The 20,967-nt window shown below is 69.8% G+C and carries 17 protein-coding genes; 11 read left to right on the top strand and 6 right to left on the bottom strand.

Going from position 1 to position 20,967, the window contains the following annotated elements:
• The first annotated feature begins 159 nt into the window (after positions 1-159).
• The 3 genes from ACLKM7_RS05160 to ACLKM7_RS05170 all read left to right on the top strand — a co-directional run bounded on the left by ACLKM7_RS05160 (position 160) and on the right by ACLKM7_RS05170 (position 3,360).
• Positions 160-1,482 carry an ABC transporter substrate-binding protein gene (locus ACLKM7_RS05160; protein WP_436446092.1) on the top strand — a complete coding sequence of 441 codons (1,323 nt, stop codon included), beginning with the start codon at positions 160-162 and terminating at the stop codon, positions 1,480-1,482.
• Positions 1,483-1,543: 61 nt separating this feature from the next.
• Positions 1,544-2,497 carry a carbohydrate ABC transporter permease gene (locus tag ACLKM7_RS05165; protein ID WP_436446093.1) on the top strand — a complete coding sequence of 318 codons (954 nt, stop codon included), beginning with the start codon at positions 1,544-1,546 and terminating at the stop codon, positions 2,495-2,497.
• A complete protein-coding gene (locus ACLKM7_RS05170) occupies positions 2,491-3,360 on the top strand; it encodes a carbohydrate ABC transporter permease (RefSeq protein ID WP_436446094.1) in 870 nt (289 codons plus the stop codon). The genes ACLKM7_RS05165 and ACLKM7_RS05170 overlap by 7 nt, the downstream gene beginning before the upstream one ends.
• Here the strand turns inward: ACLKM7_RS05170 and ACLKM7_RS05175 are convergent.
• On the bottom strand, positions 3,357-4,247 hold the full coding sequence (locus ACLKM7_RS05175) for a helix-turn-helix domain-containing protein (RefSeq protein WP_436446095.1): 891 nt from the start codon (positions 4,245-4,247) through the stop codon (positions 3,357-3,359). The two genes, ACLKM7_RS05170 and ACLKM7_RS05175, sit on opposite strands and share 4 nt — an antisense overlap.
• 67 nt (positions 4,248-4,314) lie before the next feature.
• Here ACLKM7_RS05175 and ACLKM7_RS05180 point away from each other — a divergent pair, with 67 nt between their 5' ends.
• Together ACLKM7_RS05180 and ACLKM7_RS05185 are read left to right on the top strand one after the other, a co-directional pair.
• A complete protein-coding gene (locus ACLKM7_RS05180) occupies positions 4,315-7,593 on the top strand; it encodes a DUF5107 domain-containing protein (protein WP_436446096.1) in 3,279 nt (1,092 codons plus the stop codon).
• Positions 7,593-8,897, top strand: a complete 1,305-nt coding sequence (locus ACLKM7_RS05185) for a cellulase-like family protein (protein WP_436446097.1) — start codon at positions 7,593-7,595, stop codon at positions 8,895-8,897. The genes ACLKM7_RS05180 and ACLKM7_RS05185 overlap by 1 nt, the downstream gene beginning before the upstream one ends.
• Before the next feature lie 78 nt (positions 8,898-8,975).
• Here ACLKM7_RS05185 and pyrE read toward each other — a convergent pair whose 3' ends face one another.
• Both pyrE and ACLKM7_RS05195 read right to left on the bottom strand, forming a co-directional pair.
• Entirely contained in the window at positions 8,976-9,554 is a 579-nt protein-coding gene (gene pyrE, locus ACLKM7_RS05190; protein ID WP_436446098.1) for an orotate phosphoribosyltransferase, read from the bottom strand.
• Between the two features lie 83 nt (positions 9,555-9,637).
• On the bottom strand, positions 9,638-10,432 hold the full coding sequence (locus ACLKM7_RS05195) for a S1 family peptidase (RefSeq protein WP_436446099.1): 795 nt from the start codon (positions 10,430-10,432) through the stop codon (positions 9,638-9,640).
• A 104-nt stretch (positions 10,433-10,536) separates the two neighbouring features.
• Here ACLKM7_RS05195 and ACLKM7_RS05200 point away from each other — a divergent pair, with 104 nt between their 5' ends.
• Positions 10,537-11,376, top strand: a complete 840-nt coding sequence (locus ACLKM7_RS05200; protein WP_436446100.1) for an exodeoxyribonuclease III — start codon at positions 10,537-10,539, stop codon at positions 11,374-11,376.
• Between the two features lie 10 nt (positions 11,377-11,386).
• Here the strand turns inward: ACLKM7_RS05200 and ACLKM7_RS05205 are convergent, their stop codons facing one another.
• Positions 11,387-11,947: a hypothetical protein gene (locus ACLKM7_RS05205; protein WP_436446101.1), complete on the bottom strand. Its 561-nt coding sequence runs from the start codon at positions 11,945-11,947 to the stop codon at positions 11,387-11,389.
• Positions 11,948-12,191: 244 nt separating this feature from the next.
• On the opposite strand from ACLKM7_RS05205, the gene ACLKM7_RS05210 reads away from it, so the two are divergent.
• The 3 genes from ACLKM7_RS05210 (at position 12,192) to ACLKM7_RS05220 (ending at position 16,215) form a co-directional block, all read left to right on the top strand.
• A complete protein-coding gene (locus ACLKM7_RS05210; RefSeq protein WP_436446102.1) occupies positions 12,192-14,072 on the top strand; it encodes a sigma-70 family RNA polymerase sigma factor in 1,881 nt (626 codons plus the stop codon).
• A 116-nt stretch (positions 14,073-14,188) separates the two neighbouring features.
• Positions 14,189-15,475, top strand: a complete 1,287-nt coding sequence (locus ACLKM7_RS05215; RefSeq protein WP_436446103.1) for a sensor histidine kinase — start codon at positions 14,189-14,191, stop codon at positions 15,473-15,475.
• A 44-nt stretch (positions 15,476-15,519) separates the two neighbouring features.
• The gene (locus ACLKM7_RS05220) at positions 15,520-16,215 is read left to right on the top strand and encodes a response regulator (protein WP_436446461.1); all 696 of its coding nucleotides are present in this window, start codon (positions 15,520-15,522) and stop codon (positions 16,213-16,215) included.
• 82 nt (positions 16,216-16,297) lie between these two features.
• Here ACLKM7_RS05220 and ACLKM7_RS05225 read toward each other — a convergent pair whose 3' ends face one another.
• Positions 16,298-16,867 (bottom strand): NADPH-dependent FMN reductase, encoded by a 570-nt coding sequence (locus ACLKM7_RS05225; protein ID WP_436446104.1) that lies wholly within the window; start codon positions 16,865-16,867, stop codon positions 16,298-16,300.
• Positions 16,868-17,078: 211 nt separating this feature from the next.
• Here ACLKM7_RS05225 and ACLKM7_RS05230 point away from each other — a divergent pair, with 211 nt between their 5' ends.
• Both ACLKM7_RS05230 and ACLKM7_RS05235 read left to right on the top strand, forming a co-directional pair.
• Positions 17,079-17,963, top strand: coding sequence for an ABC transporter ATP-binding protein (locus tag ACLKM7_RS05230; protein WP_436446105.1), 885 nt, complete (start codon positions 17,079-17,081; stop codon positions 17,961-17,963).
• Positions 17,960-19,075: an ABC transporter permease gene (locus tag ACLKM7_RS05235; RefSeq protein ID WP_436446106.1), complete on the top strand. Its 1,116-nt coding sequence runs from the start codon at positions 17,960-17,962 to the stop codon at positions 19,073-19,075. The genes ACLKM7_RS05230 and ACLKM7_RS05235 overlap by 4 nt, the downstream gene beginning before the upstream one ends.
• 54 nt (positions 19,076-19,129) lie before the next feature.
• On the opposite strand, the gene ACLKM7_RS05240 is transcribed toward ACLKM7_RS05235, so the two are convergent.
• Entirely contained in the window at positions 19,130-20,920 is a 1,791-nt protein-coding gene (locus ACLKM7_RS05240; protein ID WP_436446107.1) for a glycoside hydrolase family 15 protein, read from the bottom strand.
• Positions 20,921-20,967 lie beyond the last annotated feature (47 nt).

A 20,967-nucleotide genomic window follows, 5' to 3' on the forward strand; every position in this document is an offset into this window, starting at 1 on the left:
TGTGGCGCGGCCGCGGCCGCGACTGACCGGCACACTGCCTTTCATCGAATCGTCCAGGTCGTGGCGCACTTATCCCATGTTCGCGCTGCGTGGACCGACGTAATCTCGGTGCGCACCATCCAGACGAGGCCGTCCCGTCTGCATCGCAAGGGAGCATGTATGTCCATTTCTGCACGCCGCCGCACCCGAGCGGCGACTCTGTTCGCCGGCGGAGTCGCCGCCGCGCTCATCCTCGCCGGCTGCGCCGGTCCGTCCGATCAGGCCGCCGACGGCGAGCCCGTGGAGATCACATTCCAGTCGTGGGTTCCCAACATCGACCGCGCCGTCGACGCGTTCAACGAATCCCACGACGACATCCAGGTCACGCTCGAGACGATCACCGCCGGGCCCGACGGAGGCTACGCAACGATGCTCTCCGCGGTCCAGGCCGGCAACCCGGCCGATGTCGTGCAGCTCGGCTACGACGCGATCCCCGATTTCCTCATCAACGACGCCCTCGAGGACATCACCCCGTACGTCGCTGACTCCGAGGACCTTTTCGTCCCGTGGCAGTGGCAGACCGGCGTCTTCGGCGACAAGGTCTACTCGATTCCGCAGGCGTCGGGTCCGCTCGGACAGTTCTACCGCGCCGACATCTTCGCCGAGCTCGGCATCGAGTACCCCGAGACGTGGGACGAGTTCTACGAAGCGGCGAAGGTCGTACGCGCCTCCGATCCGAACCGCTACATCACCGCGTTCGCCTTCAACCAGGCGCCGTGGATGATCGGCCTGGCCCAGCAGGGCGGCGCGAACTGGTTCACCGCCGAGGACGACGCGTGGAAGGTGTCCATCGACGGCGCGGAAACCGCCAAGGTCGCGGAGTTCTGGCAGAAGCTCATCGACGAGGACCTGGTCAAGGTCGAAGCCGACTTCTCAAGCGAATGGAACGCCGACCTTCAGAACGGCAACATCCTGTCGTGGATCTCGGGCTCCTGGGCCGACGCCATCCTTCGCGGCACCGCTCCCGACACGGCAGGGTCCTGGGCGGTCGGCGCCGTTCCGCAGTGGAATGCGGGCGAGAACGTCTCGGCGACCTGGGCGGGCGGCTCGGCCAACGCGGTGCTCAAGGGATCGGACAACCCAGAGGCCGCCGCGGAATTCGCCGTCTGGCTGAACTCGAACACCGACAGTGTCAGCATCCTCACCGAGATCGGTGCCGGGTGGCCCTCGATCGTCGACACGGACGCGATCGCCTCTCTGCAGGATGCGCCCGAAGTGTTCGAGTTCTATGGCGGCCAGGACATCTGGGACGTCTTCGCCGACTCGGACAAGGCCGTCGATACTTCCTGGGCGTGGCCGCCGCTGTCATCGACCCTGTTCGCCAGCCTGACCGATAACGTCAAGGCGGCCGTCGACGCCGGCACACCGCTCGTCGACGCGTACGCCAAGACCCAGGCCGACATGGTCGCGGCGCTCGAAGAGCGCGGCATCTCGGTCGATTGACACCCGACGGGGTGAGCCGCGCCCGAGCGGCTCACCCCGTCGTCCACTCCCTGGAGGATCCGTGAGTCTCGCTGTCCGCTCGCCGGCCCCCGCAAGCAGCCCGCCGGCGCCTGCGCCTCTTCATCCCCGGCGCCGCCTGCCCGGCGCCGTCTGGGTGCTCGTACTGCCGTTCGTCGTGATGTTCGCCGCGTTCTTCGTGGCGCCGATCGTGTACGCGCTCGTGCAGAGCATGTTCACGACGCGCAGTTCGGGTCTGGGGTACGGCGCACCCGAGACGGTGTTCGTCTTCCTCGACAACTACGCGCGAGCACTCTCCGATCCGGCCTTCGTCGAGAGCCTGGGGCGGCTTCTGCTGTTCTCGGCCATCCTCGTCCCGTCCATGGTGGTGACGGCGCTCGGCCTGGCTCTGCTGCTCGATTCCGGACGGGCGTTGTTCCCGCGGGCGTTCCGCGTGCTCTACTTCTCGCCCTACGGCGTCCCCGGGGTCGTCGCGACGCTGCTGTGGGGCTTCCTCTACGTCCCCGCGACCAGTCCGGTGCTGCAGCTGCTGGGCATGGCCGGCGTCGACTTCGACCCGCTCGCCAGCGGTACCGTGCTCTTCTCGATCGCGAACATCGCACTGTGGGGCTTCGCCGGCTACAACATGGTCATCCTGATGGCGGCGCTCAACGCCATCCCGTCCGAACTCTACGAAGCGGCACGGGTGGACGGCGCGTCAGCCTGGTCGACCGTGTGGCACATCAAACTGCCGCTGGTGCGCCCTTCCATCATCCTCGTCACGGTCTTCACGATCATCGGCACCCTCCAGCTCTTCGTCGAGCCGCTCGTGCTGCGGCCCCTCACCACAGCCATCAGCTCGACGTACACGCCCAACCTCGCCGCGTACAACCAGGCCTTCGCGCAGGGCAACCCCAACCTCGCCGCCGCGATGGCGGTCATCGTCGCCGTCCTCGGCTTCGCGTTCTCGTTCGGCTTCCTCCGTCTCGTCAATCGGAAGGACAACCGCGCATGGTGACCTCCCGCCGCTCTGCCCGCACCGCCGGCGCCGCCGGCACCATCGCGGTCAACGCCGTTCTCCTCGTGGCGGGCCTGTATTTCCTCCTCCCCCTCGTCTGGGTGATGATCGCGGCGACCAAGTCCCCTGCCGACCTCTTCGGCACCTTCGGCCTGTGGTTCTCCGATTCACCGCAGGCGTGGCAGAACCTCATCGCCCTCTTCACGCAGGACGGCGGCGCGTTCACGCGATGGGTGATCAACAGCATCATCTACTCCGGCGTGGGCGCCTTCGTGGCGATGGTAATCTCCGCGGCGTGCGGCTACGCGATCGCGAAGTTCCCGTTCCGCGGCCGCGACCTGCTGTTCTCCGTCATCCTCGGTGGAGTCCTCGTACCGGCGACGGTGATCGCGCTTCCGCTCTACTTCCTGCTCAACACCTTCGGCCTGACGGGGACCTACTGGGCCGTTCTGCTGCCCAGCATGGTGAGCCCGTTCGGCGTCTATCTCGCGCGCATCCATGCCAACGCCAGCGTCCCCGACGAGGTCATCGAGGCCGCGCGGCTGGACGGCGCCGGCGACCTGCGCATCTTCGGGTCGATGGCCGCGCGAATGATGACGCCGGCGCTCGTGACGATCTTCCTCTTCCAGTTCGTCACCATCTGGAACAACTACCTGCTCCCGCTCGTGATGCTCAACGACACCTCGACCTTTCCCGTGACCCTGGGTCTGACGCTCTGGAACGGCCAGACGCAGCGTGACCCGATGTTCTACTCGCTCGTCGTGGCGGGATCCGCGGTATCGGCGTTGTTGCTGGTTGCTCTCATGACGGCCCTGCAGCGGTTCTGGCGTGCGGACCTCACGGCCGGCGCGACGAAGGGCTAGCCCTTCCGCAGCTCGCGGTACGCGCGCGGGCTCATGCCGTGGGTACGGCTGAACTGCCGAGAGAAGTAGAACGGATCCTCGAGGCCCACCCGTCTTCCGATCTCTGCGACGGGCAGGTCCGTCGTGTCGAGCAACGCACGCGCACGCGCCATCTTGAGCGCGTTGTGATGGGCGAGCACTCCCCCTCCAGTGGCCTCCCGGAAGAGTGCGGCGAGGTGGGATGCCGACACCCCGACCATCGCCGCGAGCTCGGCGACCTGAACCCGCCCATCGACGCGGTCCTCCAGATAGCGCATGGCACGCTGCACGGGTGCACCGTCGCTGGGAAGCACCCTGTCCACGGCGAGCTGAGTGAGCAGCCGCCACGCCATCCCCGCCGTGGCGGTGAGCCGGGCGGGTGTCGTGTCGCGAGCCAGAGACACCGATATCTCATCGAGGATCGATGTGACGCGGTCGACCTCGCGCAGCGAGAGAGTGAGACGCCCGAGCCGGATGCCGGCTGCCTCGACCAACTCGGCCACATCGCTTCCTCGCACGTGACACCACCAGATCGTCCAGGGGTCGTCGACCGCCGCACCGTACGAGTGCGGGGAGCCGCTCGGGATCACGATCGCGGTACTGCTGCCTACCCGAGTCCGGACGCCTTCTGCCTCCACCCATCCCGAACCCGCGACGCACACGATGACGATCGTCTCCGCCGCGCCGCGTGGCCGGTGTCGCCCATGATGCTCCGCCCGGGGGAAGTAGCCGGCGTCCGTCACCAGCATCCGGCGCGTGACCGGCCGCTGCAAGGCCGACTCGACGAGCGGTCTCGGCACGACACTGAGGCGCTGCCGCTCGAATCCTTCCGCGCGTTCCACTCCGGCATCCTCCCACGAATCGATCATCGGATCATCCATGTTCGACGCCCGTTCGGCCATTGTCCGGCGGCGTGCCACGGCATAGCTTTGCGAGGTGACTCCCGACGCCGACGCCCAGAGCCGCATCGACCTTCCCGCCGCCCCTGCCGAGCAAGCAGAGCTCCTGGCGGCCGGTGGTGTCGCCTGCTGGAGCGAGCCGCTGTGGATCGACACGTATGCCCCCGGCGCTCCCGACCCCTACCCGCTCTTCCTCGATCGGCGCGTCTATCAGGGATCGAGCGGCAAGGTCTATCCGCTGCCGATGGTCGACAGCGTCGCGCACGACAAGGCACCCCGCCAGTGGCAGGCCATCCACCTCGAGAACGAGTTCGTTCGCCTGGTGCTCCTTCCCGAGATCGGGGGGCGCATCCATATCGGCTACGACAAGGTCGCCGGTTATGACTTCTTCTACCGCAACAACGTCATCAAGCCGGCGCTCGTGGGGCTCGCCGGGCCATGGATCTCGGGCGGCGTGGAGTTCAACTGGCCACAGCATCACCGCCCCGCGACCTTCCTGCCCGTCGATGCCCGCATCGAGCGCGAGCCGGATGGCGCCGTGGTGGTGTGGCACAGCGATCTGGACCCGCTGCAGCGCATGCGCGGTCTGCACGGGGTCCGGCTGCGCCCGGGCTCCTCGGTGATCGAGGTCGACGTGAGTCTGCACAACCGCACCGACGTGCCGCAGACGTTCCTGTGGTGGGCGAACGTCGCGGCCCGGTCGCACGAGCGGTACCAGGCGTTCTTCCCAGACGACGTCGCCTTCGTCGCCGATCACGCCCGCAGAGCCATCACCGCGTTCCCCTGCGCAGACCGTCCTTACTACGGTGTGGACTACCCCGCCCTGGCGGCCGAGCGGCCCGGCGCCGATCGCATCGATGTGTACAGCAACATCGCCGTTCCCACGTCGTACATGATCACCGACACCGACGATGCCTTCTTCGGCGGCTATGATCACGCAGCCGATGCCGGGTTCGTCCACTGGGCAGACCGCGCGATCTCTCCCGGCAAGAAGCAATGGACCTGGGGCGACGGACCCATCGGGCGCGCCTGGGACGACCAGCTCACCGACGGCGACGGTCCGTATGTCGAGCTGATGGCCGGCGTGTATACCGACAACCAACCCGACTTCAGCTGGCTTCTGCCGGGTGAGACGAAGCGATTCCGCCAGTACTGGTACCCCATCCACCGAACGGGCCCCGTGCGGCAGGCGACGACGGATGCCGCGATCGGCGTCCGCGCCGAGGGCGGGGCTTCTCGCATCACGGTCATCGCGACGCGGCAGCTGCCGGCTGCGACGGTCGAGGTGCGACGGAATCAGGAACTCGTATCCGAATGGACCGTCGACCTCGGGCCCGATGCGCCCTTCATCGGCCGGCTCGACCTGCCCGCCGATGAGCAGGCGCTCGAGGTCCGTGTCGTCTTCGGCGGCGCAGAGCTGGTGGTATGGCGCGCCCGGCACGAGCACGCCGGCGAGCCGTGGACGGCCACCGCTCCCGAGCTGCCGGCGGATGTGCCGACCAACGACGAGCTCTACACGACCGCGATCCACCTGCTGCAGTACCGGCATCCCACCCGCTCCGCCATCCCGTACCTGCGGGAGGCACTGCGACGCGATCCGCGCGACGCCCGCGCCGCGACAGCGCTCGGTGCCTGGCACCTCTCGCGCGGCGAGTATGAACAGGCACGGCAGCTTCTCACCGCCGCGATCGAGCGCGTGACCCGCCGGAATCTCAATCCCCGCGACGGCGAGGCCGCGTACCTTCTCGGCCTCGTGCACGAGCGGCTCGGCGACCTCGACGCCGCAGACCGCTGGCTCGGCAAGGCGGGGTGGAACGCGGCCTACGCCGCTGCCGCCTCGCTGGGCCGCGCACGCATCGCCCTGCGCAGAGGGCGGGCGAGCGAGGCGCTCGCCTCCGCCCGCGACGCGGGCACGATCCCGGAGGCGCGACGGCTCGCGGTCCTCGCGCTGGCGCGCCGCGGTGAGACCGACGCGGCGCGCGCCAAGCTCGAGTCGCTGTTGACGCAGGACCCGCTCGATCCCGCGACACGCGCGCTCGCCGGCCAACGGCTGGATCGCGACTCCCGCACGAGCTTGGACGTCGGCGCGGAGCTCGCGCGAGCCGGCGCGATCGACGAGGCGCTGCACTCGACCGGTGACGCGGTGGAGGCGACGCCCGCCGCTGGACTCGCCGGTCCGCTTCGGCACTATCTCCGTGCGCACTGGCTGGAGCGCGCAGGCCGACTCTCGGAAGCTCACCGCGAGCGGACGACCGCGCGGCGTGTTGCGGCATCCCTCGCCTTCCCCGCCGGACTCGATCAGTACGATGCGCTCGTCTCCGCGGTCGACGCGGAGCCCGGGGACGCGGTCGCGGCCGGCCTGCTGGGGATGTGGCTTCTCGACGCTCATCGGGAGGCCGACGCGCTCGCGATGCTGCGGCGTGCGGCGGACTCCGGTTCGACCGACCCGGTTCTCTGGCGCAACCTCGCCCTGGCCCTGGTCGCCGTCGAGAGTGATGACGCGGCGGCGGATGCCGCGCTCGCCCGAGCCCTTGAGCTGCGCGCGGACGCCCGGCTGGTCTTCGAAAGAGATGTCCTCGCCGCCCGCCGCCGTCTGGGCTCGACAGCGCGCCTCGAACTGCTCGAACGGCATGCCTCGCTTCTCGGGGAGCGCGACGATCTCGCCGTGCGGTACGCCGAGCTGCTTCTCGACGCTGAGCGCGTGGACGAGGCATGGTCGCTCCTCACCACTCGCCGCTTCCGCCCGTTCGAGGGCGGCGAGGGACGCGTCATCGCGGCGTTCGACCGGGCGTCGTGCATGCGTGCCGAGAAGCTCCTCGACACGAATCCGCACGCGGCTGCCGCGCTCCTGGAATCGGGCCTCGAGCCGCCGCGCACGCTCGGCGAAGGCCGTCACCCCGCAGAGCGGCCGGTGCGGCGGTGGGTTCTGCTCGGCAGAGCCCGCGCGGCCGCCGGCGATGCGCACGGCGCAGAGCAGGCCTGGCGCGCCGCCGTCGCCCCGACGCCGCTCGCCGTCGCTCCGCGGTCGGCGGACGAGGCGACCTATTGGGAGGGCATCGCTCGACTTCATCTCGGCGACACCGACGCCGCGTCGGCCGCATGGGATGCGCTGGACTCGCGTGCCGCGAGCCTGCGGGAGGCGCGCGACGTCGTCGATTACTTCGCGACTTCCGTGCCTGAGCTGACTCTTTTCGATGCAGACACGGCGGCCGTCCGGATCGACGTCGCGGGCCGGCTGGCGGACCTCGCCGCCCAAGGACGTGCCTTCCAGCAAGCGGCGACGACGCTCGTCGGAACCTCGGAAGGGGTCGGCTGATGACTGAGCGCTACCTGGGTACCGGCGCCATCGAGTCGGACGAATCCGCACTCACCGGGGTGGTGCCGGCCCACCTTCCGCAGCGGCTGACGATCACCCTGTGGGACTTCTCCTGGTACACGCAGGCGGGCTCGGGCGAGCCCTACGCCGACCTCGACTCCGCAGTCGCCGATGCCGCGGCGCTCGGCTACAACGCCATCCGCATCTGCGCGGCGCCGCTCCTGCTGTTCGGGGGCCTCGGACTGGATCGCCGGGCGCAGGATCTGGAGATCGAGGGGCTCGGCGCATCGCCCCACGGCGGCTACTTCGGTCAGCGCACGCGGTGGTACGACACTCCGGGCGGATTCCGCCTGGATCTGCGCGCCCGACTGCTGGAGCTGTTCGAGGCGGCCGCGCGTCACGGCGTGGTGATCGTGCTCGCCACGTGGGAGTACCAGCAGTCCCCGGCGTTCGCCGCATCGTCGGACTGGTTCGACGCGATCGACTCGGTTCCGCTGCAGGAGCGCTACCGAGTTCTCGCCGAAGCCTGGGACCGGATGATCCAGTGGCTCACGCGGCACGACCATCGGCAGCGGATCGCACTGGTCGAACTTCACAACGAAGTGGACTTCTCGATCCTCCCCGCCCTGGCAGGAAGCGGGGCCGAGGAGATTTCGCGGCTGCGGTCGCGGCATCCCGACCTCCTCATCACCGCCAGCTACGGCAAGCCGCCCCACCTCGCCATGCACGGCCTGCCGCCCGGCCTCGGTGCGGCGCAGTTCCACGTGTACAGCTACGGCGTGCTCGATGCGTTGCAGCAGCGCATCGATATCCGCTCGGAGGGCAGCGAAGGTTTCCCGAACGCCGCGCTCCGCGCGCTGCTGAGGGCCGACGCCCCGTCGGTCGAGACATACGGTCGGGCAAGGGACTGGAAGTACCGCGCGACCGTCGTCACCGACCAGATGATCTACGGGTACGACTGGGTCGACCCGGCCGCCTGGGACGCGTGGCTCTTCGAGCACTATCCGCCGTACGAGCACGCCATGCGGCGCGAGATCGCCGCGCGAACGATCGCGATCGCCGCCTGGGCACGCTGGCAGGGCGTCCCCGCGGTCGTCGGCGAGGGGTGGGTCGGCTACACCCCGCTGCACGGCACGTTCGAAGAGAGCGAGATCGGACTCTCGCTGGCCGAACACGGAGTCCGGACCGCCCTCGACCATGGCGTGTGGGGAGTGGTGCTGTGCTCCAACGCGGCGCCGCACCACCCGATGTGGCGATTGCGGGACTGGCAGCGCTCTCTGAACGCAGAGATCCTCGCTCGCTGACGGCGACCGGCCCGGCTCCACGGCCACGGCGACGGCGACGGCGACTGTGACAGTGACTGTGACTGTGACTGATGCGGGCTACTGCGGTTCGAGTCCGAGGTCGTCCAGGTCGATCGCCGCGAGCCACTGCAGACCCTGGGCTTCGACCGCCGCCTGCGCCCCGGTCTTGCGGTCGACGATGACGGCGACGGCGACGGGCTCTGCCCCCTCGCGGCGGAGGGCTTCTACCGCTTTGAGCGCGGACTGGCCGGTGGTGGACGTGTCTTCGACCACGACGACGCGCTTGCCGGCGACATCCGCCCCCTCCACCTGACGGCCGCGGCCATGGTCCTTGGGCTCCTTGCGCACCACGAAGGCGTCGAGCGGCGCGCTTGTGCGGGCCGACTCGTGCATCACGGCGTTCGCGATCGGGTCGGCGCCGAGGGTCAGCCCGCCGACCGCGACGATGCCGTCGACGTCGCGCACGAGGTCGAGCATGATGCGGCCGATCGCCGGGGCTGCACGATGGTCGAGCGTGAGCTTGCGCATGTCGACGTAGTACGTGGCCTGCTTGCCGCTGGAGAGCGTGAAGTCGCCGTGGAACACCGCCTCGGCCTTGATGAGGGCGATGAGGTTCTGGCGATCGAGCTCGAGCTCGGACGTGGAGGCGACGGTCATGCCCCGAGTCTACGGAGGGCCATCAAATTCACAGATCAGAGTGGGCCGGCGCCAAGCGGCGCCGGCCCACACGGGTACTCAGGTCAGTCGAGGAAGGTCGACAGCCACGCCAGGTCGTCGGCGCGGTCGACGCGGTAGACGCCGCCCGTCCCCGCGCACGTGCTGTTCAGGCCGAACGACGTGACGCCGGCGATCACGTTCGTGTCGCCGATGAAGTTCGGTCCGCCGGAGTCGCCCGAGCAGGTGCCGCCGGTGTGGGCGTTGTTCGACAGCAGCAGCGAGGCATCACCGGTGAAGCCCGTATTGATCTGGTTGAGCTTGGGGTACGACACCATGCGCAGGCGCTCGGCCTGGGTCTTCCAGGACGCCGCGTCGGGGAAGCTCTTCTGCAGCCCGTATCCGACCGCCGTGAAGGTGATGTTCTTCTTGTCGGTCTTGAAGGCGTCGAGCTGATCCAGCGTGGGCAGCGCGCCGTACTCGTCGACGTGGACGGGCTCGTCGAGCACCACGACGCCCAGGTCGTAGAGATAGAACGCCGCGTCGTCGTACTGCGGGTGGGTGTAGGGCGTCCCCGAGACGTCGCCCTCGTTGGGGTAGTCGTGTGCCACGGCGTCGCGCACGTCGTCGTCGAACCAGATCTCGACGCTGTCGGCGCCGAAGGTGCAGTGGCCCGCCGTCAGGTAGACGGTCGGCGAGATGAGCGTGCCGCTGCAGCGCCACAACGGCGTGCCGTCCTCGCTCTGGGCGACCATCAGCCCGACGTTCGGATGACCGTCGCCGTCGGGGACGCCGTCGGTGACCGCCTGAGCCGGTGATCCGATGGACAGGAACAGCAGTGCCGCTGCGGTGGCAGCGAGCGCGAGCGCGGGTTTGCGCATCTTCATACCCCTTCCCTGGGTTGCCGATGAGCATGCCATCGGAGCCAGACGCCGACAAGGGGCGGAGTGCTCACCACGTCCCCGCCCCGCCGTAGGCTGGAGGAATGCGCCTGGCCACGTGGAACGTCAACTCCATCCGCGCCCGGGTCGACCGCATCGTCGACTTCGCGGTGCGCGAGCACATCGATGTGCTCGCGATGCAGGAGATCAAGTGCAAGGTCGAGCAATTCCCGTTCGACCGGTTCGAAGAGGCCGGCTTCCACGTCGAGGCGCACGGCTTCTCGCAGTGGAACGGTGTCGCGATCGCGAGCCGTGAGCCCGTGACCGACGTGCGCACCGCGTTCCCCGGCATGCCGGGGTTCGAGAAGGGGCATACCGGGACGGATGCCCCGCTCGAGGCTCGCGCACTGGGCGCCACCGTGGGCGGCGTCGAGGTGTGGAGCCTCTACGTGCCGAACGGTCGCTCGCTGGGCGACCCCCACTTCTTCTACAAGCTCGAATGGCTCGAGGCGCTCCGCGAGTACGTGTCGGGCACGCTGGCGTCCCAGCCCGACCTGCCACTCGCGCTCGTCGGCGACTTCAACATCGCGCCGACGGATGCCGACAACGGCGACCCGGCGGTGGTCCAGGGCTTCTCGACGCACGTGTCGCCGCCCGAGCGCGAGGCGTTCGCTGCGCTCGAGAGCGCCGGTCTTCACGACGTCGTGCGCCCGCTCGTCCCGTCGGGCTACACCTACTGGGACTACAAGCAGCTGCGGTTCCCCCGCAATCAGGGCATGCGCATCGACTTCATCCTCGGATCGCACGCCGTCGCAGAGGCGGTCGCCGGAGCGGCGATCCACCGCGACGAGCGCAAGGGCGAGGCCCCGAGCGACCACGTCCCGGTCGTCGTCGACCTCGACTTCGACGACGCGGACGACGACGACCGCCCGATGATCTTCTGACCCAGCCGGCTCAGTCGGGAGGCGCGGGCGTGCAGCCGGGCGGCTCGGAGTTGCCGCTGATGGTGAAGTCCTCGCACGTGAGGAAGTGCTCCTGGTTCAGCCCCAGCACGAACGACGTGACCGCGATCCCGAGCACCACGAGCGCGATGAGCCACTTCGTGCGGCGGCGGGTCTCGGACGCGAAGTCCGGCCACACGACACGCACCAGCACCCACAGTGTGAATGGGATGCCGAGCAGCACGGCCAGCAGCGCCGCGAGATCCACGATCGCGACCGCCAGGTCGGTGGTCTCACCCGAGATCGCGAAGTTGAGCACCAGCCACACCGTGGGCAGCAGCAGCACGAAGGCACGGGCCAGACGGCCCCCCACCGGTCGGCGCTCGACCAGAACGAAGACGAACGCGGCCGTCGACGCCGCCCAGAGGCCGAGGATGTCGTCGAAGAAGATCTCCTCCCACGCACCGAGGGTGAACGCCGGCCACCACGCGACCGCGGCGATGCCGACCATGACGACGCCGACCGGGACATCTCGCCGCCGACGCGGTGCGGAGTCCGGATGCGGGTCGCTCACAGCCGCACGCTAACGCGTGTGGCCGAGGCATCCGTCCCTCCACGCCGACATGCTGTGCGAACTTTTTTCACGGTCCGCGTCATGATTCCGCCCCGATCGTGTCTTGATGTACGGAGCTCGTGCTCCACCCGAACCCGGGATCACCCCTCACCAGGGGTTTCCCAGCCCGCATCGCTAGCCTGGCGCCGATCCGCGCCGCCGGTGAACGAGTGAGCCCGAACACGCCGTCCGGCGAGGAGAAGACGTGACCAGCCCGAACGCCGTCAGCGACGCGCTCCTCGAGCCGTCGGATGACGACCTCGTCGAAGCTGCGCGCGGCGGGGACGACTCGGCGTACGCGACGCTGTGGCAGCGTCACGTGGAGAGCGGTCGTCGCGCGGCGCGTGCGGTGAGCCCCTCGGTGGATCCGGACGACCTCGTCTCGGAGGCGTTCACTTCGATCCTGGCCACCATCCGCAGCGGCGGCGGGCCGCGGGAGGGCTTCCGTCCCTACCTGTTCAGCACGATCCGCAACATCGCTGCATCGTGGGGTCGTCGCTCCAAGGAGCAGCCGCTCGACGACCTGGATGAACGGCCGGCGGATGCGCCCGCCGACATGGCCGAGGTCGTCGCCGACCGATCGGTGCTGGCGCAGGCGTTCCGGGAGCTTCCGGCGCGCTGGCGCACGCTGCTGTGGTACATCGAGGTCGAGGGGATGAAGCCCCGCGAAATCGCACCGCTGCTCGGCATGTCACCCAACGCCGTGTCGGCGCTGGCGTATCGCGCTCGCGAAGGCTTCCGGCAGGCATGGCTGCAGGCCCACGTCAGCGATCCCCGACGCCCCGCGGAGTGCCGTTGGGTGTGCGAACTGCTCGTCGCGCAGGAGACCAAGAAGTCGGTGCGCCGCGCCGACCGCAAGCGGCTGGACGCGCATCTGCGCGAATGTCAGGCGTGCCGCATCGTCGCGGCCGACATCGAGGACGTCTCGCACAAGCTGCGGATGATCCTGCTGCCACTCGTACTCGGCGGTGCTGGGGCCGTCGCGTATACCGCCGATGCCACTCCGGCCGTGGCATTGGCGGTGACCGGGACGCCCGACTGGGGCGGCGCGTCCGGAACCGGGGGACGCGGCGCGGGGGGCGCCGCGGGCAGAGGTGCCGGCGCGGGGGGCGCCGGCACCACTGCCCTCCCGATCGTGGGGATCGCGAGCGGTGTGGCCGCCGCCGGCCTGGCGGCCGCGGCCGCCGTGGTGATCGCGATCGCCCCGTGGAGTCCGTCTGTCGGCGAGGGTCCCGCCTCGGCCGACATCGGCTCACCGGCCGTGTCGGATGACGCCAGCGAACCCGCCGACCTCGAGACGGATGACCCCGAGGAAGCGGCGCTGCCGGCTCCCGACCCGGCGCCGCCGATCGAGCCCGTCGCGCTGCCCGAGGACGATGCCGCACCGGATGCCGCAGCGCCGCCGCCGGCACCGGCTCCTGCACCGACCCCGCCGCCCGTTCCCGCCCCGACGCCCGCTCCGACTCCGAACCCGACTCCGACTCCGACGCCCACCCCGGAGCCACCCGTGCAGACGGCGGTGCCGGCACTGGACGCGCCGCAGGACCCCGACGCCCCGGTGCCGGCGGCCATCACGGGTACCGGCGTCGCCGGGGCGCTGGTCGAGATGATCGACGAGCGCGGTGCGCGTCTGGCCGAGGCCACCATCGGCGAGGACGGACGCTTCCGTGTCGAGATCCCCGCCGACTCCCTCCGCGCGGGCATGACCCTGCACGCGGTGCAGACGTCGCCCGGGTCGCTCCCCTCTGCCGCGAGCGCGCCGATCGGACCGTTCCTGGCACCGGTCCCGACCGTCACGTCCGACGACGGCACGCTGCAGGCTCAGCTCGTCGACGCGGACTTCGACGGCGCGGCCGACGACTTCTTCCTCCTGCTGGAGGGCCTGGCCGGGCAGACGGCCGTCGTGTCGCTCGACGGAACACCGACCGGCACCCGGCACGTCTTCGAGGACGAACCCCTGCGCCGGGTCGTGTACGACATGGCTCCCGGCGAGCACGTGATCAGCATCCGGTATCTCGATCCCGCCACCGGCCTGCTCGGCCGCCGCGCCGACACCACGATCCTCGCGATTGCTCCGACGGCCTGACCGTCGAGTCGGCCGCCTATCCGCGGCTGCGGTGGCGAGGCGCACGCTTGCCAACAACAAGTGCTCTCCCCCGTAGGACGGATGCCGCGGCCCTGCGCACTCCGTACCGTTGAGGTATGTCCGACCACCCTCCCGCGCGCGTGACGCACCGGCCGTCACCGAGTCCCAGCGATCTGCGCAGCGACGTCTGGCTCGCCGGAGTGCTCTTCGTCGGCGCCGTGCTCAGCGCCGCACTGGGGAACGTCGTCGGCTTCTTCGGTTCGGAAGACGCCCCGGGACTGCAGTGGGCCCTCGTCTACGCACTGGGCATCACCGCCCCGCTCGCAGTGCGGCGCCGCTACCCGGTCACGGTGGTCGTCGTCCTCGCGCTCGTGTTCTTCGTCGGTATGTCGGCACGCATCCCCGAGCTGTACGTCGGCAACATCGCGGTCTTCATCGCGATGTACACCGTGGGCGCGTGGGTCGATGACCGCCGCCGCGCGGCCCTCGTGCGGATCGCGGTGATCGTGGGCATGTTCGTCTGGCTGCTCATCACCACCTTCCAGGCGGCGATCGACCCGGGAGACGGCGCACCCTCCCAGGCGGGCATGTTCTCACCGTTCGCGGCGTACATGCTGATCCAGTTCCTCGTCAACGCGGCGTTCTTCGGGGGCGCGTACTACATGGGCGACCGTGCGTACGCCGCAGCTCTGTCGCGCGCCGCGCTCGAGGAGCGCACGCACGAGCTCGAGCGTGAGCGCGAGGTGACGGCGGCTCAGGCGGTCGCCCTCGACCGCGTCCGCATCGCACGTGAACTCCACGACGTCGTGGCCCACCACGTCTCGGCGATGGGTGTGCAGGCCGGTGCGGCCAGAGCCGTGCTCGAGAAGGATCCGGATGCCGCGCGCACAGCGCTCGCCTCGGTCGAGGCATCCGCCCGCTCCGCCCTGCACGAGCTGAGGCAGCTGCTCGAGACGCTGCGCACCCCCGCCGGCGATTCCGAGGGCGGTTCGACGGTGCACGTCTCGGGCCTGCCCGATCTGGTGCGCCACGCCAGCGCGAACGGATTGCCCACGACGCTGACGGTCGTCGGCGATCCCGTCGAGCTGCCCGACGTGGTGCAGGTCAATCTGTACCGCGTCGCGCAAGAGGCGCTCACCAACGCCCGCCGGCACGGTGGACCGGGTGCCGCCGCCGACGTGCGCCTGCGCTACGGCGCCGACGCGGTCGAGCTCGAGATCTCGAACACGGGACGGTCGGCACTCGTGATGCGGGCAGGGCTCGGGCTGGTGGGCATGCGCGAACGCGCGATCGCGTCCGGCGGCACGCTCGACGCCGCGCCCCGCGCGCGGGGCGGGTTCCTCGTGCGGCTGCACGTGCCGCTCGGAGCTCCCGCCGATGCCGCCGCTGGAGCACGCTCGTGAGCGGCACGCCGATCCGGGTCCTGCTCGTGGACGATCATGCCGTCATGCGCGCCGGCTTCCGGATGATCCTCGAGTCAGCGGGCGACATCGTCGTCGCCGGCGAGGCGTCGACCGGCGCAGAGGCCGTGGCCGCGGCATCCGCCCTGCGTCCCGACGTGGTGTGCATGGACGTGCAGATGCCCGACATGGACGGGATCGAGGCCACACGGCGCATCATCGCCGACCCGGCGTCGTCGCCCGCGATCGTGGTCGTGACGACGTTCGACCGCGATGACTACCTCTTCGACGCCCTCGCGGCGGGCGCGACCGGCTTCCTGTTGAAGAACGCCGGCCCGGAGGAGCTGGTCTCGGCCGTGCGCGTGGCCGCGGCCGGCGACGCCCTCCTGGCACCCGAGGTGACCCGCCGCGTGATCGCCCGCTTCGCCGCGGCCACCCCCGTCCCCTCTCGCGAGAATCCATCTGGTGGACGAGACGGTGGGTGGCACCCGCCGTCCCGCCCGTCCGAGGGATTCTCGCGGGATGCGCGAGCCGAGGGTTCGACCGTGAGGCCCGAGCTGACCGACAGGGAGGCGGAGGTGCTGCGACTCGTGGCGCAGGCGCTGAGCAACGCCGAGATCGCCCGGCGGCTCTACATCGGCGAGGCCACCGTCAAGACGCACGTGTCCAACGTGCTGCAGAAGCTCGGAGCCCGCGACCGGGTCGCGGCCGTGGTCTACGCCCACCGCCGCGGACTGGCCTGACGCACCGCGGCCGCCACGACGACGGATGCCCCGGCCCGTGGCCTGCGAGAGGCGCACGGTCGGGGCATCCGATCGAGAGTACTCAGGCGGCGACGGGCACCTGCACGTAGCGATCGACGAGGGCACCGAAGGCCTCGAGATAGCCGACGAGGAACTCGGCGGTCTGGTCATTGGTGACCTCGCCGGACTCGGCGAACAGTCCGGGGGTCGCCTGCACGTAGCCCTCGGGCTGGCCGAGGGTGGGGGCGTTGTAGTGGCTGAGGATGGCCTTCAAATGCTGCTGGGCCGCAGCGGTGGCGATCCCGCCCTGGGAGGTGCCGATCACGGCGGTGGGCTTGCCGTTGAACGACATCCGGCCGTACGGACGCGCCGACCAGTCGAGCGCGTTCTTGAGCACGCCGGGGATCGAGCGGCTGTACTCGGGCGTCACGATGATGACGCCGTCGACGTCCTCGATCGCCTGTTTGAAGTCTCGGGCCACCTGCGGGAAGTCGCCGTCGTGGTCGGGGGAGTAGAACGGCAGGCCGGCGATCGGGATCTCGACGAGACGCATGCCCGCGGGTGCGAGACGCTCGAGCGCCTTCGCGAGGCGACGGTTTATCGAGGTCGACGAGATGCTGCCGACGATGTAGCCGATGGTCCGGTCGGTCATGTGTTCCTCCAGATAGAAAAGGCCCCCGGCGGGGACCACCGTGGACGTTCCATTTCCATGCAAGGACATACACATCTGGTCTATTCCCGCGTATGGAATCGCATCCCCTCCCCCGGACGGAGCAGAGTCCGCCTTCAGGGGGAGGTCCCGTCGCGCACGCCTGCCTAGCCTGGTGTGGACAGGCTCGATCACAGGGCGGAGAGGAGACGGGATGCTGCAGCTGAGCGGGATCACCAAGAGTTACGGCGGACGCCGGGTACTCGACGACGTGTCCTTCGAGGTGAGGCCGGGGCGCCTGACCGGATTCGTCGGGGGCAACGGCGCCGGCAAGACCACCACCATGCGGATCGTGCTGGGCGTGCTGGCTCGCGACGGCGGCACGGTGACGCTCGACGGCACGGAGGTGACGGCATCCGACCGCCGCCGCTTCGGCTACATGCCGGAGGAGCGCGGCCTGTACCCGAAGATGAAGGTGCTCGAGCACATCGTGTATCTCGCGCGGCTCCACGGCTTCTCGAAACCGGATGCCACAGCTCGCGCGACCGCCCTGCTCGAGCAGCTGGGGCTCGGCGAGCGTCTCGAAGACAACGTCGAGACTCTGTCGCTGGGCAACCAGCAGCGCGCACAGATCGCGGCAGCCCTCGTGCACGACCCGCAGGTGCTGATCCTCGACGAGCCGTTCTCAGGCCTGGACCCCCTCGCGGTCGACGTCGTCGCGGGCGTGCTGCAGCAGCGCGCGGCGGACGGCGTCGCGGTGCTCTTCTCCTCGCACCAGCTCGACGTGGTCGAGCGCCTGTGCGACGACCTCGTCATCATCGCCGGCGGAACGATCCGTGCGGCGGGCGCGCGCGACGCGCTGCGCTCCCAGCACTCCACCCGCAGGTTCGAGCTCGTCTCGGCCGGTGACGCGGGCTGGCTGCGCACCGAGTCCGGCGTCGACGTCCTCGACTTCGACGGCGGCTATGCGGTGTTCGACGCCGACAGCGACGAGACCGCGCAGCGCGTCCTGCGCCGCGCCGTCGCACAGGGCGACGTCGCGAGCTTCGCTCCGCAGCATCCCACCCTCGCCCAGATCTTCAAGGAGGTCATCCAGTGAGCACCCTCGAACGTGGTGAGTCCGCACCCTCGCATGGGCTGAGCGCGCCGCAGGGCATCTGGCTCGTCGCCGAGCGTGAGATCGGCTCGAAGCTGCGGAGCAAGGCGTTCGTCATCTCGACGGCCATCCTCGTGCTGGGCGCCCTCGCCCTGGTGATCTGGGGCGGCTTCCAGGCGGCGAACTCCAGCGGCACGCCCGTCGCCGTCACGTCGGACGCCTCGCAGTACGTCGCGAACGCGGAGGGCCTCGACGTCACCGACGTGGCCGACCGGGCCGAGGCCGAGGCGCTCGTCGAGAGCGGCGAGGTCGACGCCGCGGTCGTGGCAGACTCCGACTCGCCGACCGGCTTCACGATCCTCGCCGAGTCCAGCGCACCGTCGCAGCTGCTGCTGCAGCTGGCCCAGGTGCCGCCGGTCGAGCTGCTCTCGCCCGACGACGTCAACCCCGCCCTCGGCTACATCGCGGCGCTCGGATTCGGCATCGTGTTCCTCCTCGCCGCGTCGATGTTCGGCGGCACGATCGCCCAGAGCGTCGTGGAGGAGAAGCAGACCCGCGTCGTCGAGCTGCTGATCTCGGCCGTACCGGTGCGCGTGCTGCTGGCAGGCAAGGTGGTCGGCAACACGATCCTCGCGATGGGTCAGATCCTGCTCCTGGCCGCCGTGGCGATCGTCGGACTGACGGTGACCGACCAGACCGCGCTGCTGCAGGGTCTCGGCGGGCCGATCGCCTGGTTCGCGGTGTTCTTCCTGTTCGGCTTCATCCTGCTGGCGGCGCTGTTCGCCGCGGCGGCCTCCATGGTGTCGCGCATGGAGGACGTCGGCTCGACCACGACGCCGCTGACGATGCTGATCATGGCGCCGTACTTCCTGGTGATCTTCTTCAACGACAACCCGCTGGTGCTGGCGATCATGTCGTACGTGCCGTTCTCGGCACCGGTCGGCATGCCGATGCGCATCTTCCTCGGTCAGGCGCAGTGGTGGGAGTCCCTGCTCTCGCTCGTGATCCTCATGGCCACCTGTGTGGCGGCGATCCTCGTGGGCGCGCGCATCTACCAGAACTCGCTGCTGCGCATGGGCGGCCGCGTGAAGCTCAAGGAGGCACTGGCCCGCTGACGCGGATTCCGGATGCTCCCCATCGGCCGGTCTTGGGCCAGTGGGGAGCTTTCGTCATCTCCGCAGCGCGGCGCGGCCCGCGTGCCCGCCGAGCGCGTCGGCCGCACGCACGAGCGCGAGGTGGGTCAGCGCCTGGGGAGTGTTGCCGGCGTGACGGCCCGCTTCGACGTCGTACTCCTCCGACAGCAGGCCGAGGTCGTTGGCCAGCGCGCACAGACGGTCCATGAGCGCACCGGCGTCGTCGGTGCGGCCGCTGCTGGCGTACTGCTCGACCAGCCAGAACGAGCATGCGAGGAACGGATGCTCGCCACCGGCGAGGCCGTCGACGTCCGACTCGGTGCGATACCGCCGCACGAGCCCGTCGCGCATCAGCGTGCGTTCGATCTCAGCCACTGTGCCCACCATGCGCGGATCGTCGTAGGCGCAGAAACCCACCTGCGCGATCAGCAGCAGCGACGCGTCGACCTCGGTCGAACCGTAGTGCTGCACGAAATGCCCGCGCTCGGCGTCGTAGCCCTCGGTCTCGACCTCGGCGCGGATGCGGTCGCGCATCTTCTCCCACGTCTCGGCGTCGCCCTCGAGCCCGTACTCCCGCACCGCCCGCACGCCCCGGTCCAGCGCGGCCCAGATCATCACGCGGGAGTGCGTGAACATCCGCTCCTCGGCGCGGATCTCCCAGATGCCGTGGTCGGGCCGGTCGATCCACTCGATCACCTGCGTCAGCAGCGCGCGCTGCAGCGGCCACGAGAACGAGTCCTCTTCCACCCCCGCGGCACGCGTGGCCTCGAGGGCGACCATGACCTCGCCGATCACATCGGCCTGGTACTGGTCCACCGCGCCGTTGCCGATCCGCACCGGCGACGCTCCTTCGTACCCGGGAAGACTGGTGATCTCGCGCTCGGCGAGGTCGCGCTCGCCGGCGATGCCGTACATGATCTGCACGTCGGCCGGGTCGCCGGCGATCGCGCGCAGCAGCCATCCCCGCCACCGTTCGGCCGTCCGGGTGAAGCCGTGCTCGAGCAGCGTCTCGAGGGTGAGCGCGGCATCCCGCAGCCACACGTAGCGGTAGTCCCAGTTGCGCGACCCGCCGAAGTCCTCGGGAAGCGACGTGGTGGCCGCCGCCACGATGCCGCCGGTGCTCTCGTGCGTGAGCGCCCGCAGCACCAGCAGCGACCGCACGACCGAATCGTGGTGCGGGCCGTGATGGTGGATGCGGTCGGCCCAGTCCTGCCACCACGCGCGGGTCGCGGCGAGCGAGCGGTCCACGTCCAGCGGGTCGGGCACCTCATGGTGCGACTTGAACCACGTGAGCGACAGGTCGACGACCTCACCGGCCCCGACGGGAATCCGCGCCTGATGGGCATGGTCGGTGGGACGAAGCGGCGCTCCTCGCAGCACGAGGGCGTGAGGTCCGGCGATCGCGAGGCCCGTCAGCGGCACGCCCGGCACCTGGCGCACCCATGGGATCGCACGCGCGTAGTCGAAGCGCAGACGCACCGTGTCGGTGAACTCGACCGTGCCTGAGATCCCGATGATCCGGCGCACGATGTCGACGCGATTGCCGTCGATCGGCATGAAGTCGTGCACCTCGGCGACACCCTCGTCGGTCTCCCATCGCGTGACGAGGATGAACGTGTCGCCGTCGTAGCGCCGGGTGCTCGTCGCCTGCGGGTCGCTCGCGCGCAGGCTCCAGCATCCGTGATTCTCATCTCCCAGCAGCGCCCCGAAGACCGAGGGCGAGTCGAAGCGCGGCACGCAGAACCAGTCGATGCTCCCCTCCCGTGACACGAGCGCCGCGGTGCGGCAGCTGCTGAGAAGGGCGTAGTCCTCTATGGGTGACGGCATCGTCCCGATTGTGGCAAACCCGGGCGCCGAACGACAGCAGCCCGCCG

It is taken from the genome of Microbacterium sp. I2 (assembly GCF_051364985.1).
Lineage (GTDB): Bacteria > Actinomycetota > Actinomycetes > Actinomycetales > Microbacteriaceae > Microbacterium.

What these genes read in the sequence shown, in the direction of transcription:
- ACLKM7_RS05160 (WP_436446092.1), top strand. Translation starts at nt 160, where the DNA reads ATGTCCATTTCTGCACGCCGCCGCACCCGAGCGGCGACTCTGTTCGCC.
- ACLKM7_RS05170 (WP_436446094.1), top strand. Translation starts at nt 2,491, where the DNA reads ATGGTGACCTCCCGCCGCTCTGCCCGCACCGCCGGCGCCGCCGGCACC.
- ACLKM7_RS05175 (WP_436446095.1), bottom strand. Translation starts at nt 4,247, where the DNA reads ATGATCGATTCGTGGGAGGATGCCGGAGTGGAACGCGCGGAAGGATTC.
- ACLKM7_RS05185 (WP_436446097.1), top strand. Translation starts at nt 7,593, where the DNA reads ATGACTGAGCGCTACCTGGGTACCGGCGCCATCGAGTCGGACGAATCC.
- pyrE (WP_436446098.1), bottom strand. Translation starts at nt 9,554, where the DNA reads ATGACCGTCGCCTCCACGTCCGAGCTCGAGCTCGATCGCCAGAACCTC.
- ACLKM7_RS05195 (WP_436446099.1), bottom strand. Translation starts at nt 10,432, where the DNA reads ATGCGCAAACCCGCGCTCGCGCTCGCTGCCACCGCAGCGGCACTGCTG.
- ACLKM7_RS05200 (WP_436446100.1), top strand. Translation starts at nt 10,537, where the DNA reads ATGCGCCTGGCCACGTGGAACGTCAACTCCATCCGCGCCCGGGTCGAC.
- ACLKM7_RS05215 (WP_436446103.1), top strand. Translation starts at nt 14,189, where the DNA reads ATGTCCGACCACCCTCCCGCGCGCGTGACGCACCGGCCGTCACCGAGT.
- ACLKM7_RS05220 (WP_436446461.1), top strand. Translation starts at nt 15,520, where the DNA reads ATGCGCGCCGGCTTCCGGATGATCCTCGAGTCAGCGGGCGACATCGTC.
- ACLKM7_RS05225 (WP_436446104.1), bottom strand. Translation starts at nt 16,867, where the DNA reads ATGACCGACCGGACCATCGGCTACATCGTCGGCAGCATCTCGTCGACC.
- ACLKM7_RS05230 (WP_436446105.1), top strand. Translation starts at nt 17,079, where the DNA reads ATGCTGCAGCTGAGCGGGATCACCAAGAGTTACGGCGGACGCCGGGTA.
- ACLKM7_RS05240 (WP_436446107.1), bottom strand. Translation starts at nt 20,920, where the DNA reads ATGCCGTCACCCATAGAGGACTACGCCCTTCTCAGCAGCTGCCGCACC.